Below are 12,825 nucleotides of genomic sequence, written 5' to 3' on the forward strand. Positions count from 1 at the left end.
TGTTTCTGTTGATTTACACCCTGATGACGGTGAGCTACCCAAAAAGACGCAGCCATATGAAATTATTTTTCCGAAGGGCTGCAATTACTCTGGCAGCAAAGTTCACTGTACGCTTTTTTGCAGAAGTACATGCCTTTATAGGGAACTGAAGAATATTAACTTAAGATGAATGACGAAAAATAGATGATGCATTGGAAAACTCACTAGGAACAGCAGTGGTTAGTACAAGCGCTACAACAAACCGTTTTATAAATTAAAACATTCAGCTCTATATAGTCAACTACCTATTAAAATATAAACAAGAAACAAATGAATTCTGTGCAACCACAGATACTTATTCCTCTCAAAATCGTTAAAATAATAGCTTGAGCATCCTCTTTGTGCACCGGTGCCTGCCAGCACCCGTGAGCAGTAATTTGAAGTTTGATACGGGTATGTAGGGAAGAACCACTGTTTTGAAGGGTATGAGAAAATCTATTCTTGTGTTGATGTTCCTCCTCTTTCATGCTGTGTTATACGCGCAGCACACAGAGGCAGAAGACAAGGGCGAAACCATCCGAAAAAAGATGGCCTTGGCGTTTGGAGGAGAAAAGAATATCAATAAGCTAAGGCTGCTGGATTATACCGTCATTGACCATACCTTCGTGAGGGGTTCCAGTTACCCCACCCGGACCCACTATAGACTAGACCTCCAGAAAAGGCACATCATCGAGACCACCCACCACGAAGGCGGGACCTCCATCAGGGCGATTGATGATTCAGGTGCCTGGAAAGAAGTGGATGGGGCAAGAGAGCCGTTGGCAGTGGAGGAAAAAGTGCAACTGGAGCACGTTCTCTTCTACAACTTCCTGGCCATGCTCCAAAACAGGGATTTGAAGTTCAGGCACCTCCTGACCTGTCACTACAAAGGCGAGGAGGCAGAGATTGTACAGGTCACCAACCCGCATACCCTGCAAGACATCCATTTAATTATATCCAAGTCCACTTTCACTGTGCTGGCATCCAGCCAGCAGCAGTCGGGCAGCAAGCAGGAAACCATGTCTTACCGGGACGAGAAAGAGTATAGGCGTGTCGGGCGAGGACTCATCTTTCCGCTAGCCTACCACCTGTACGTAGACGGCGAACTAGCCTCGGAAGGAAGGGTGGTGGATATGAAACTGCGGGATAAGTAAAGAAGCGGGCCCAGGGAAAGCGGGCGGACCCGCCTCTTTACACTAGTTATAGGAAGGACGAAAAATTCTTGCTGTCTTGCCAGAACTCACGGCAGGTCTGGCGCTGCTCTTCCAGGAACTCCTGGTTGCGCTTCAAGCTTTTCCAGTCACCGTAGCCTAGTCGCTCACATAGTTTAAAGAAGCTGTCGCCCTGGTTCTGGCGCCCTTTCACGCGCACCAACGCGCTCAGCAGCGGCCTGCCTGCGGCATGCTCTGCTTCTGATATTTCATCTATTACTTCGTTGAGCTGGGATTTTTCGTAGGTGTTCTCCAGGTTCAAGCCGAGTTCGGCCTCCAGAACCAGGTTTTGGAAGGACATCAGGTGCGCTCGTCCACGAGCTACTTGAATCAATTTCTTTCGTACGCGTGTGTTCATCGTTTTTCAAAAAGGTAATTGCAGCAAGTACCACCATACCGACTGTCAATGGTTAGGGGCCTGCTGCAGGTTTCTTCAAAAGCATTACTATATAGATGTTATACTCCAAAAAGGCCATTCGGGTTACCCTGTGTTGCGACCTCAGACTGGAAGCAACAGCTATGCTGCACCCCTTGTTACAGCGGAAAAGCTGAGGCACAATAAGTTAATCAGGATAAATTCTTCAGCTGGCGCGGCTGCTTTTCGGAAAGGTATTTCCAGTAACGCCTGGGGATGTGGCGCAGGTGGAGCTTCGGGTTCTTGCGCTCGGGTATGTTTACGTGGTCGAAGTATACCTGCCACAGCTGCTGGTACTTCGCCTCTTCTGCATCATATTGGTCAGCGGTCAGCACCCCATACCGCTTCGGCGACACCGCCTGCGTCTCCAGGTTGATGAAGGCAGTAGACACCAAATTATAATAGGCGCCATACCTGCGACGGGTATCGTAGATAGCCCAACGCTGGTCGGCATACCGCCTCTCAAAGTGCCGGATGATGAGGGGCAGCACATTGAAGTCTGGTGTGATGGTGGCATAAAACAGGCCATCCGCTGACTTCTGGAAGCGCACGAAGGCCTCCATGCGGTGCTTCTCGCGGTGCACCTGCTTGTGTATCTGCTGCACTTGCAGCACGCAGGTGGCGGTGTAGTTTCCTTCTATACTCTCCTCTGACTCAAAGGCTAGGCGGGCATAGTCAAACACGAGCTGCTCAAAACCGGACTGCTCCCACAAATAGGTATAGTAGAGCGCCTCTAATGCACCCTTTGACAGCCGGCGCTGCAGCCCCTGCCATACCCGGCCTGACTTCTGCTCATCCGTCACCACCCGGATGGTGTCGCCGAACATAGAAGGCTGGGCCACCTGCTCCTGCTCAATGGCAGTAGGCCAGGCTTTGCGCTCGAAGGCTTCGAACACCACAGTCAGGAGGCCCTCGAACGAGCCGTCATAGGTATACAGGTGCATCTGTGTCAAGCTCTTCTATTGGTTGGCGCTGTAGCTCACACGGCCTTTGTCGCGCTTACCATCGGCCTGCATGCGGGAGGAAAGGCTCTTCAGGTGGGGCACCAGCATGTGGAGTTTGCAGCAGCAGGAAACACGGGCGACTTTGGTTGAATTTCTCATCTTTTTTTGAATAGGTTGAAAGGGTGTATGATTGGGTTGGTTACACAAATCTTCTGAATGCTTCTCTCTCGCCTCTTCCATCGTATTGTCTTGTTTTTAGCCTACCTGCCGGAACAGGTCCAACTGCTGCGTGAGCAGGGCGCTGCGGGCCGAGCCATCGCCGAACAGTATCTTGCGCCGCAACTGGTCCGACTCGTAGTCCTGCCGCTGCAGGCTCTTGGTCTGGCAGGTGATGAAGTACTTCGCCCGCTTCAGCACCACGCCCATCTGGCGCAGGTGCTCAAACTGCAGCGGCGCGAACCGCCTGGCCGACACTATCTTCTTCGCTGACTTCACGCCTATACCTGGCACGCGCAGAATCATCTCATAATCTGCTGTGTTCATCTCCACCGGGAAGGCATGCCTGTTACGCAGCGCCCACGACAGCTTTGGGTCTATGTCCAGGTCCAGGTTAGGGTGCTGCTCATCCACTATCTCCTTCACGTCAAAACCATAGAAGCGCATGAGCCAGTCGGCCTGGTAAATGCGGTTCTCCCGGATGATGGGCGGCTCTGTGATAATGGGTAACCTATTATCGGCACTCACTGGCACGTAACCGGAGTAGTAGACGCGCTTCAGACTATACCCTTTGTAGAGCTGGTCCGACAGCTGCAGTATCTGCTGGTCGCTCTCGGCGGAGGCCCCCACGATGAGCTGTGTGCTCTGCCCCGCCGGCGCAAAGACAGGCGCTGACTTGAACAGCTTGCTCTCCTCCTTGGCCTGCACCAGTTGCTGCTTGATGGAGCCCATCGGCACCAGTATCTCAGAATAGTTCTTCTCAGGGGCTAAAGCCTGCAGGCTCTTCTCCGAAGGCAGCTCGATGTTCACACTCAGCCGGTCAGCGTATAGCCCCGCTTCCTTTATCAACTCATCGCTCGCCCCAGGTATGGTCTTGAGGTGGATGTAGCCGTTGAACTTGTGCTCCTGCCGCAGCTTCTTGGCCACCCGCACCAGTCGCTCCATGGTATAGTCGGCGTCTTTGAAAATGCCCGAACTCAGGAACAACCCCTCGATGTAGTTGCGGCGGTAGAAGTTGATGGTCAGGTCCACCACCTCCTGCACCGTGAAGGCAGCCCGCTTGATGTCGTTGCTCTTGCGGGTGACACAGTAGGCGCAGTCGTAAATACAGAAGTTGGTCAGCAGAATCTTGAGCAGGGAAACGCAACGGCCGTCTTCGGTGTAGCTGTGGCAGATGCCCATACCTTCTGCGTTGCCTAAGCCTTTGTTGTCGTTCTTGCGCTTGCCACCGCTGGAGGAGCAGGAAACGTCATACTTGGCTGCATCTGCTAATATCTTTAGCTTATCGTTTATCTTGCTGTCCATCTGCTGCTTTTACTCTCTGTAGTGGATTTAAAATTAGCAACATCTTAGCAAAATACCCAATATATTTAGCATCTTTATTTATCAACAACCTTTCCACACCTTTGTTAACTAATATTATTAGCAACATAAAAAAAGAGGAATATCAGGATGCGTAAATAAAAATGGCTGTTTTGCATCAAAAAAAACAGAATGCACTATATTAGGAGGTTCTACCGTAAACTGGCAGGGGAAGCCCCTGTTAGCGCCCAAACCTCCATGACCTTTCTGCACCCACTCTGCCTGCGTTTGACAATGGTATGCCTCTTGGGGCTGCTATTGCAGGCCAATGTGTGCCAGGCGCAGGAGGTGCCCATTCGGCAGGACTCCGCAGCCGCCCCCATCGACACTATCGTAAAGAAGTTTGATGAGCGCGTCATCAGCAACCTGCGTGAGATGTCGGAGCGCAAGACCATCATGGGCAAGCTGCTCAAGGCTATCTTGGTTTTTGACCGCGAAGACGAAGAGGTGATTGGGCTGGACGCGGAGCTGATTCAGCGGGAGTATGAGCGGCATAATTACAAAGTGGTGCGCCGCATCGACATCATCACCCTCGATGCCCTCGGCTACTCCATCCACGACTCTACCCGGGTGCCGCGCAACTTCCTGGAGAAGGCGGGCAACTCCCTGCATGTCAAGACACGTCGCCACCTGGTGCGCAACAAGCTGCTCTTCGAGAGCATGGAACCGCTGGAGCCGCTGGCGCTGGTCGAGTCGGAGCGTCTGCTGCGCCAGACTGACTATTTGCTGGATGCCCGCATCATTGTGGATGAACGCACCACGTCCGAAGACAGCGTAGATGTGTTCGTTATCACCAAGGACCTCTTCAGCCTAGGAGGTTCCGGCTCCTACTCTCCTTCTTCGGGCGCAGGGCGCGTGGCGCTGCGCGAACTCAACTTCCTGGGCTTCGGACACCAGGTGCGCGGCTCCTACCGCTTCAACATGGACCGGCCTCGTCCCTGGGAAGTGGCCGCCGGGTATAGCATCGAGAACATCAGCAACTCCTATGTGTCGGCAGACCTGACATACATCGACGAGAATTACTACAAGGAAAAAAGCGCCTTCCTCCGCCGCGACTTCTTCTCTACCAACACCAAATATGCCGGTGCCTTCGGGGTGAGCCACGTGGAGGAGCGTCTGCTGTTACCACCTGTACCCGAAGATACGGTGCAGCGTTTCACCGACCTCAGCTATAAGCGCCAGGATTTCTGGCTCGGCCGTTCCTTCAAGTTCAAGAGCTACAACCTAGGGTATGAGCCGCGTGGGCGGGTTATCACGGCGCTGCGCGTCATCAACACCAATTACGATGTGAAGCCCACCGAAACTTACCAGGACAACATACTGGTGATGGGCAGCCTGGGCTACAGCGTGCGCCGTTACTACAAAGACCGTTACCTGTTTGGCTTCGGCCGAACAGAGGACATACCAGCCGGCACCCTCTTTTCCGCCACCTACGGCTATGAGAAAGGCGACCTCTACGACCGGCGCTATCTGGGGCTGGATTTGTCTGTTGCCAAGTACAATACCACGTTCGGGTACCTCTACGGCCGGGCCGGGTATGGCTCCTTTATCCGGGGGAGTAAATGGGAACAGGGTATGCTGCTGCTCGAGTCGCTTTACTTCACCCGGCTGTATGAGCGGGGCAACTGGAAGCTGCGGCATTTCGGGATTGTGCGCAGCACGATTGGCCTGAACCGCAATCCAGAGGAGTTGCTCACCATCAACAATGAGGAGGGGCTACGCGGCTTCCGCTCCGGGCTGCTGCGGGGTAACCGCCGCATCGTGCTCAATTACGAAGCTAACCTCTATACTCCGTTCTCCCTGTTCGGCTTCCGATTGGCCACCGTGGCTTTCGTGGATGTGGGCTGGCTCTCGTACGGAAACAGGAGTTCCCCGCTCCGCAACTCCCCTTACCGGGGCTATGGGGTAGGCGTGCGCTTCCGCAACGAGTACCTCTCTTTCAGCACCATCCAGATACTGGTGGGCTATTATCCGAAAATCCCGAACAACGAGGACTTCAGCAATTTCCGCATCTACGAGTCGTCCCGGCCGTTCTATGACTTCGCCGACTTTCGGTTCGAGCGCCCCGGCGTGGCGGAGTTCCGCTAAATAGTTGTATCCTTTTAGGCTTATTCCGGTAAAAAGGCAGAATACTTTACAAACACCGACATGGAAAAGCTAAGAGAAAAATCAGAATATGAAGGCAACCCGGTAGGCTTGTCTAAAAACACAGCGACAGCCATCGCCACGGAACTGGACCGTCACCTGTCCTCCTTCATCACGCTATACAACCAGTACCACAAGCACCACTGGATGGTGGAGGGCCCTCAGTTCCGGGACCTGCACCTGTTCTTCGAGGAGCACTATACCCAGATACACGAGCAGTATGACGCCATAGCCGAGCGCCTCACCGTGATGGGCTACTGCCCTACCTGCCACCCCGCCCAGCAGCTGGAGCTATCCTACATCCAGCACGAGGAGGAAGGCGTGTTCCGAATCCGGGAGATGCTGCAGAAGGACATGGAAGATGAGAAGACGATAGCCGTAGAGTTACGGAAGTCCATCAAAGTGGCTTTGCAACACGACGACTTCGCCACCAAATCACTTCTGGAAGGCATCCTGCTCCAGACAGAGGACCGCTGCCACCACATCGAGCACTTCCTGGGAGAGGACAGCCTGTCCATCGGACTCATCGCCCGTCCTGAAGACATCATGGAAGGAGAAGACGAGAAGGCAAATGGACAGCAAGCAAAGTCATCGGCTAAGAAGACAAAGGCGAAAGCCTGATAAACGGCAGCGTTTAATTTTTAAAGGCAGCCTGCTCCGGCTGCCTTTCTTTTTGCTCCTATAGTCTGCTAGAGGTATAGACTGCTCTCTTTTCCAGGGGAAGGTGTATCCTTTCAGGCTGATTTTGGTTTATAAGGAGAAAGCACAAACCGAAACCAATAGAACAAGTATAGCAGGCAATTCAGGTATAGCACCTGCATCGCATATACCATTTTAGGTTTCGCTATATTTGCAGCATACTATACTTACAGCACATACGACACATGGTAGACTTAGGCAATTACAACGAACTGGAGATAGCGCGGGAAGTTGATTTTGGTATGTACCTCACCTCTGAGGACGGCGACATCCTGCTGCCCCGCAAGTACATTCCGGAAGGCGCGCGCGTAGGCGACAAGGTGCGCGTGTTCGTGTACCGCGACTCCGAGGACCGTGTGATTGCCACTAACCTGACGCCATACGCCACCGTGCGCGAGTTCGCCTGCCTCACCTGCACCGACAGCACCTCGTTCGGTGCCTTCCTGGACTGGGGACTGGAGAAAGACCTGCTCGTGCCCCTGCACAACCAGAAGGACAAAATGAAGCCGGGCCGCAAGTACTGTGTGTACGTGTACCTTGACGAGACCTCTGACCGCATTGTGGGCACCACCAAATTGGGCAAGTACCTGCACAACGAAGAGGCAGCCACAGACCTGACTGAGAACCAGGAAGTAGACCTGCTGGTGGCGGGCTTCACCGACATCGGCATCAAGGTCATCATCAACAACCGCTACATGGGCATGCTCTACCGCAACGAGGTGTTCCAGGAGCTGGATTTGGGCACGAAACTAAAAGGCTACATCAAAGCTCTGCGTCCGGACGACAAGATAGACGTGACACTGCGCAAACCCGGCACCACCGGCCAGGCGGAGTCATCAGAGGCGGCCGACAGAATACTCGAAGTACTTCAGCAGGCCAAAGGCTACCTGCCCCTGTCCGACAGCAGCAGCCCTGATGAGATTTACCGCCTGATGGGCATGAGCAAAAAGACGTTCAAGAGAGCGATTGGCGGCCTGTACAAGGCGGGCAAAATCGAGATTGGCGACGACAGCATCCGTCTTCCATCTGACGAGGAACAGGTATAGCACCCGGTCTTAGCCATCCCACCGCTATACCTGACTATACAAACGACAAGGGCAACAACGTCGTCTTTTCACTGCTCTGCACTGGCTGTATGTTTTTCACTTCAAAACTGTATATTTTTTAGACTATATAGCAGGTATACTCGTACTCTGAGCGTAACGTATTGTACATGCAAAAGACCCGTACCGCACTCATCGCAGGGGCAAGCGGCCTGGTAGGCAGTCACCTGCTTCGTATACTTCTTCAGAGCAACCGCTATAGCCAGGTCATCTCCATTGGTCGACGGGAACTGCCCATCATCCATCCGAAGCTGGACCAGCAGGTGGTAGACTTCGATGATTTGAAAAAATACAAGGCTGAGCTGGTGGCGGATGATGTTTTCTGCTGCCTGGGCACCACCATCAAGAAGGCGGGCAGCAAGGAGGCTTTCCACAAAGTGGACTATACCTACGTGACAAAACTGGCAGAGGTCACGCTGGAGAAGAAGGCCACGCAGTTCCTCGTCATCACAGCCATGGGCGCCGACGCCGGCTCCATGATTTTCTACAACAAGGTAAAAGGGGAAGTGGAGCGGGATGTACAGCAACTGGGTTTCCCGGCCGTGCATATTTTCAGGCCGTCGCTCCTGCTGGGCAACCGCGAAGAGCACCGGGCGGGCGAGGAGTTCGGTGCCAAAATCATGCGCCCGCTCTCCGGACTGATGCTTGGCCCCCTGCGCAAGTACAGGCCCATACAGGCTGAAACCGTGGCCAAAGCCATGCTGCAGGCTGCCTCCAAGGACCAGGTGGGCGTGCACATCTACCCATCGGACCAAATAGAGCGCCTGGGCAGCTAACTATACCTCCTGTCCCCTCGTAAGCTGCAAGGCATCTTTAGCTATACCTATGCCGAAACAGAGCTTACACCACGCCTTCCCGAAGGCTTCGCAATATGACCCGGAGTGGGTCCGCAAACACTCCATGGGCGAAAATGTCCTGTTCAACCTGGAGAGCCTGACCAAATCTTTGAATCTCAAGCCTGGCATGCGGGTGCTGGACCTGGGCTGCGGCAAAGCCATCAGTTCCATCTTCCTGGCCATGGAATTTGGCGTCACCGTGTGGGCTGTGGACGAAGCCGTATCCGCTAGCGACAACTACCAGCGCATTCTGGATGAGGGCTGCGAAGACAAGGTGTTTCCGCTTGAGATGGAGGCCCGCTCCCTCCCCTTTCCCGAAGAGTACTTCGATGCCGTGATTGTGGTGGACTCCTATACCTATTTCGGCACCGACGAGAAGTACCTGCCTTACATTGCCCGTTTCATCAAGCCCAAGGGGCACATCGCCATTGTGGATGTGTGCTTCACCAAAGAGATAGAGAGCCCGGAGCAGGCACCGGAATTCCTTCAAGAAGATTATCAGAACTATTGGTACTTTATCCATACCATTGAGTGGTGGCGCAAGCTGTGGGAGAAGACGGGGCTTGTACACATAGAAGCGGCAGAGGAACTGGAGGAGGCTCTGCTGGTACGGGAGCACTACATCAAGGACTACAAGGAAGAGGAGGAGCCGGACGCCTTCGCACGGGCGCTGGAGCATGACCATCAAGGATTTATCACTTTTTTCAAGCTCATTGGCCAACGCACCCGCAAGTCCGCGTACCTGCAATCCTACAAGCAGTGAGCTTAAAAGTTTATACCAAACCGTAATATTAGTTTTTTCGAACGCTAGAAGTTATAATTTTGCACCCTGTCGGCAGGATGTACCTCTCGGCATAGTGCATGTTTAATTTTTAACGATTCAATGAAAACACTTCTTCGCGTTGGTTTCGCCATGGCATTGGTGATGACGCTGGCTTTTGGTGCCCAGGCACAGCAGTACAAGACTGGCATTGGCTTTAGAGGAGGCGTTGCTTCCGGCCTCACCATTAAGCATTTTATCAAGAGTGATGCCGCCATCGAAGGCATCCTGAGCACCAGCTTCCGGCACAGGGGCGGTGTTATCACAGTGCTGTATGAGAAGCACGCGCCAGCCTTCAACGCCACAGGCCTGCAGTGGTACTACGGCCTGGGTGGCCACGTGGGGTTCCATGAAGGACGCCATTACTATGACCGCCACCACAAGCACTACGACGAACACTACCACGATACGGTTGTAGGCTTTGGCATTGACGGCGTTCTGGGTCTGGAGTACTATATCCGCGACATTCCGTTCACCATCGGCGCTGACATCAAGCCATACTTCAACATACCACGCGGCGGCGGCTACTGGGATTCTGCCCTGCACGTACGATACGTTTTCTAATCCAAGAATCAAACCGGTTCAAACAGGAAGGGCCTGCTATTGTCATAGCAGGCCCTTCCTGTTTGAACCGGTCTCGTTTAGCTATACCTGCTGAGTTAGAATTGCTCTACCCTTTCTTACTCCTTCAGGAACTCCGATACCAGGAAGGTATTAAATAGCCCGTTGCTGGAGTGCTCGTTCAGGAACAGGCAGTATAAGGTGAGTGCATCTCCATTTCTCACCTCCTCCACGAAAGGCTCTTCCAACTGTCGCTGCAAGGGTGCCCAAAAGCGCGTCTCCCCTACCTCGAACAGATACTCATGCTCTACCAGCCCCTCCAGTTGTGCCGCGCTTCCAACGGAATAACTCAGCACGTTGCGCATGGACTGCAGCACCTTGGGGTCCAGCCTACGCTTCAGCCCTTTGTACGTGGCTGAAAACCTGTATTTGGCTGCCCTAAAGTAATACTCGTCTTTCCCCAAGGATGCTTCGATGCTGTCGGCATACCGTTGCTCATACCGGAGCAGTTCGTTCAGCTCTATAATCGGGTAGTTTTCGTCCCACTCCTCCAAGCCAGACTGCGCCGCGGCGGTACCACCAAGCAGAAGGGTGAACAACAGGGTTCCCAGGAGATATATGAACAGCTTCTTCAAAGACCTATACCTGTCAGAAGGCGATATGCAGCAACGCGTCTCCCTGGTTCACTACGGGCATGTTGTTGAGCCCAACTACATAGCCGGCGGCTGGGGCGTTGAGCCGTACATCCATCTCTCCGTAAGGGTCTGTGATGCTTCCTATGTTCTGGTTCTTTTTCACGTACTCCCCTTCCTTCACCAGACTGCGGAACAGGCCGGCGTTCTTGGCCCGCAGCCAGATGTCCTTCATGCAGACGGTGGTGGGCTCAGAGGCGGGCGTACAGCTAGTGGACATACCCAGGTGGTGCAACAGCCGGCAGGTGCCTTCTATCCCCACCTTGATGCCCCGCTCATCGAAGCGCAGCGACTCACCGGTTTCGTACACCAGGATGCGCTTGCCTAGCTTGGCCGCCTCTTTGCGAAGCGAGCCCTGCCGAAAAGGGGCATTCAGCGTGAAGGGAGCCGCAAAGGCCTCTGCCAACTCCTGATTTCGGGTATCGGACAACACACAGCGTATCTGCGGGTAGTTGCCCCGGCTTGAGCCCCCGGTATGGAAATCCACGCCATAGTCTACGTAAGGCATCACCTCCTTCATGAAGCGGTGCGCCACCCTGCTGGCCAGAGACCCCTCCTTGTTGCCTGGGAAGCTGCGGTTCACATCCTTACCGTCAGGCACGTCGCGGGAGAAGTTGAGGAAGCCGTAGATGTTGAGCACCGGTACGGCGATGATGGTGCCTTTGAGCGGGTACAGCATCTTTTTGGTGAGCATGCGGCGGATGATTTCCGTGCCGTTCACCTCGTCGCCGTGCATACCTGCCATCAGCAGCAGCACCGGCCCATCGTGCACCGACCGGAACACATATACCGGTATGTCAATCACGGTGCCGCTCGGCAGCTTGGAAATGACCAGTTTGGTCAGTACTTTCTCACCACGGTCTATGGATACACCGTTGATTTTGATGGTTTCGGGCATGCTACTCTTTTACTTTCTTGGCGGGCTTCTTCTGTACGAGCCCTTCCACGTACTCTATTATTTTACCGGCTATGTCTTTCTGCGTGGCTTTCTCTATACCCTGCAGGCCTGGCGAGGAATTCACCTCCAGTATGAGCGGCCCGCGCTTGGACTGCAGCATGTCCACGCCGGCTATACCTAGGCCCAACGACTTGGCCGCCAGCAGAGCAGCCGCCTTTTCCTGGCGGTTGAGTTTGATGAGCGTAGCGTTGCCACCCCGGTGCAGGTTGGAGCGGAACTCGCCTTCCTTGCCCTGGCGTTTCATGGCGCCTACCACTTCGCCGTTCACCACGAAGGCACGGATGTCAGCGCCGGCAGCCTCTGAGATGAACTCCTGCACAATGATGCGGGCCTTCAGGTTGTGGAAAGCCTCAATCACTGACTCAGCAGCTTTTTTCGTCTCGGCCAGTACCACGCCCAATCCCTGCGTGCCTTCCAGCAACTTGATGACCAGCGGCGCGCCGCCTACTTCCTTCACCAGCATGGATGTCTCCTTGGAATAATTGGTGAAGGCGGTTTTGGGCATACCCAGTCCAGCCCTTGAGAGAATCTGGCTGCTGCGCAGTTTGTCGCGGGAGCGCACGATGCTTTGTGAGTCCACGGCGCTCTTCACCTTCATCATCTCAAACTGGCGCACCACGGCTGTGCCGTAAAACGTAACCGAGGCCCCGATACGCGGGATGATGGCATCCACCCCGGTCAATCGCTCTCCTTTGTAGAGTATATGCGGGTCGCCCTGTTCTATCACCAGGTCGCAGCGCAGGTGGTCCAGCACCAGGGTTTCGTGTCCGCGTTGCTGCGCCGCCTCCACCAGGCGTTGGGTAGAGTACAGCTTGGGGTTGCGGGAGAGTATCGCTATCTTCATA

General features: G+C 54.1%; 14 protein-coding genes. 7 read left to right on the forward strand and 7 right to left on the reverse strand.

The genetic code is table 11. The features are described from left to right. The first annotated feature begins 464 nt into the window (after positions 1–464). Positions 465–1,172, forward strand: a complete 708-nt coding sequence (locus B051_RS0116815; protein WP_018479387.1) for a hypothetical protein — start codon at positions 465–467, stop codon at positions 1,170–1,172. A gap of 46 nt (positions 1,173–1,218) precedes the next feature. Here B051_RS0116815 and B051_RS0116820 read toward each other — a convergent pair whose 3' ends face one another. The 4 genes from B051_RS0116820 to B051_RS0116835 all read right to left on the reverse strand — a co-directional run bounded on the left by B051_RS0116820 (position 1,219) and on the right by B051_RS0116835 (position 4,109). After that, positions 1,219–1,587 (reverse strand): hypothetical protein, encoded by a 369-nt coding sequence (locus B051_RS0116820; RefSeq protein ID WP_026236477.1) that lies wholly within the window; start codon positions 1,585–1,587, stop codon positions 1,219–1,221. Between the two features lie 209 nt (positions 1,588–1,796). Next, complete coding sequence (locus tag B051_RS0116825) at positions 1,797–2,588, reverse strand: TIGR03915 family putative DNA repair protein (protein ID WP_018479389.1); 792 nt, start codon at positions 2,586–2,588, stop codon at positions 1,797–1,799. Between the two features lie 15 nt (positions 2,589–2,603). Further along, positions 2,604–2,747 carry a hypothetical protein gene (locus B051_RS22520; RefSeq protein WP_157579016.1) on the reverse strand — a complete coding sequence of 48 codons (144 nt, stop codon included), beginning with the start codon at positions 2,745–2,747 and terminating at the stop codon, positions 2,604–2,606. Between the two features lie 96 nt (positions 2,748–2,843). Beyond that, positions 2,844–4,109, reverse strand: a complete 1,266-nt coding sequence (locus B051_RS0116835; protein WP_018479391.1) for a putative DNA modification/repair radical SAM protein — start codon at positions 4,107–4,109, stop codon at positions 2,844–2,846. Between the two features lie 255 nt (positions 4,110–4,364). Here B051_RS0116835 and B051_RS0116840 point away from each other — a divergent pair, with 255 nt between their 5' ends. The 6 genes from B051_RS0116840 (at position 4,365) to B051_RS0116865 (ending at position 10,333) form a co-directional block, all read left to right on the forward strand. Further along, on the forward strand, positions 4,365–6,254 hold the full coding sequence (locus B051_RS0116840) for a BamA/TamA family outer membrane protein (protein WP_018479392.1): 1,890 nt from the start codon (positions 4,365–4,367) through the stop codon (positions 6,252–6,254). A 60-nt stretch (positions 6,255–6,314) separates the two neighbouring features. Beyond that, positions 6,315–6,932 (forward strand): Dps family protein, encoded by a 618-nt coding sequence (locus B051_RS21560; protein ID WP_018479393.1) that lies wholly within the window; start codon positions 6,315–6,317, stop codon positions 6,930–6,932. Between the two features lie 263 nt (positions 6,933–7,195). Beyond that, complete coding sequence (locus tag B051_RS0116850; RefSeq protein WP_018479394.1) at positions 7,196–8,056, forward strand: CvfB family protein; 861 nt, start codon at positions 7,196–7,198, stop codon at positions 8,054–8,056. A 167-nt stretch (positions 8,057–8,223) separates the two neighbouring features. After that, positions 8,224–8,889: an oxidoreductase gene (locus tag B051_RS0116855; RefSeq protein ID WP_033317022.1), complete on the forward strand. Its 666-nt coding sequence runs from the start codon at positions 8,224–8,226 to the stop codon at positions 8,887–8,889. Between the two features lie 49 nt (positions 8,890–8,938). Continuing rightward, positions 8,939–9,712 (forward strand): SAM-dependent methyltransferase, encoded by a 774-nt coding sequence (locus B051_RS21565; protein WP_018479396.1) that lies wholly within the window; start codon positions 8,939–8,941, stop codon positions 9,710–9,712. Positions 9,713–9,832: 120 nt separating this feature from the next. Further along, positions 9,833–10,333, forward strand: a complete 501-nt coding sequence (locus tag B051_RS0116865; RefSeq protein WP_018479397.1) for a hypothetical protein — start codon at positions 9,833–9,835, stop codon at positions 10,331–10,333. Positions 10,334–10,449: 116 nt separating this feature from the next. Here the strand turns inward: B051_RS0116865 and B051_RS0116870 are convergent, their stop codons facing one another. Genes B051_RS0116870 through rimK form a run of 3 tightly spaced genes read right to left on the reverse strand, consistent with a single transcriptional unit; the run spans position 10,450 to position 12,824 of the window. Beyond that, positions 10,450–10,965, reverse strand: coding sequence for a hypothetical protein (locus B051_RS0116870; protein ID WP_018479398.1), 516 nt, complete (start codon positions 10,963–10,965; stop codon positions 10,450–10,452). 13 nt (positions 10,966–10,978) lie between these two features. Beyond that, entirely contained in the window at positions 10,979–11,920 is a 942-nt protein-coding gene (locus tag B051_RS0116875) for a succinylglutamate desuccinylase/aspartoacylase family protein (protein WP_018479399.1), read from the reverse strand. Between the two features lies 1 nt (position 11,921). Then, positions 11,922–12,824 carry a 30S ribosomal protein S6--L-glutamate ligase gene (gene rimK, locus B051_RS0116880; protein WP_018479400.1) on the reverse strand — a complete coding sequence of 301 codons (903 nt, stop codon included), beginning with the start codon at positions 12,822–12,824 and terminating at the stop codon, positions 11,922–11,924. Position 12,825 lies beyond the last annotated feature (1 nt).

This window comes from Pontibacter roseus DSM 17521 (genome assembly GCF_000373265.1).
In the GTDB taxonomy this organism is placed as follows: domain Bacteria; phylum Bacteroidota; class Bacteroidia; order Cytophagales; family Hymenobacteraceae; genus Pontibacter; species Pontibacter roseus.

Coding starts and splice junctions, on each gene's coding strand:
- B051_RS0116875 (WP_018479399.1), bottom strand. CDS start 11,920: ATGCCCGAAACCATCAAAATCAACGGTGTATCCATAGACCGTGGTGAG.
- B051_RS21560 (WP_018479393.1), top strand. CDS start 6,315: ATGGAAAAGCTAAGAGAAAAATCAGAATATGAAGGCAACCCGGTAGGC.
- B051_RS0116820 (WP_026236477.1), bottom strand. CDS start 1,587: ATGAACACACGCGTACGAAAGAAATTGATTCAAGTAGCTCGTGGACGA.
- B051_RS0116855 (WP_033317022.1), top strand. CDS start 8,224: ATGCAAAAGACCCGTACCGCACTCATCGCAGGGGCAAGCGGCCTGGTA.
- B051_RS0116815 (WP_018479387.1), top strand. CDS start 465: ATGAGAAAATCTATTCTTGTGTTGATGTTCCTCCTCTTTCATGCTGTG.
- B051_RS0116835 (WP_018479391.1), bottom strand. CDS start 4,109: ATGGACAGCAAGATAAACGATAAGCTAAAGATATTAGCAGATGCAGCC.
- B051_RS21565 (WP_018479396.1), top strand. CDS start 8,939: ATGCCGAAACAGAGCTTACACCACGCCTTCCCGAAGGCTTCGCAATAT.
- B051_RS0116865 (WP_018479397.1), top strand. CDS start 9,833: ATGAAAACACTTCTTCGCGTTGGTTTCGCCATGGCATTGGTGATGACG.
- B051_RS22520 (WP_157579016.1), bottom strand. CDS start 2,747: ATGAGAAATTCAACCAAAGTCGCCCGTGTTTCCTGCTGCTGCAAACTC.
- B051_RS0116840 (WP_018479392.1), top strand. CDS start 4,365: ATGACCTTTCTGCACCCACTCTGCCTGCGTTTGACAATGGTATGCCTC.
- B051_RS0116825 (WP_018479389.1), bottom strand. CDS start 2,588: ATGCACCTGTATACCTATGACGGCTCGTTCGAGGGCCTCCTGACTGTG.
- rimK (WP_018479400.1), bottom strand. CDS start 12,824: ATGAAGATAGCGATACTCTCCCGCAACCCCAAGCTGTACTCTACCCAA.
- B051_RS0116850 (WP_018479394.1), top strand. CDS start 7,196: ATGGTAGACTTAGGCAATTACAACGAACTGGAGATAGCGCGGGAAGTT.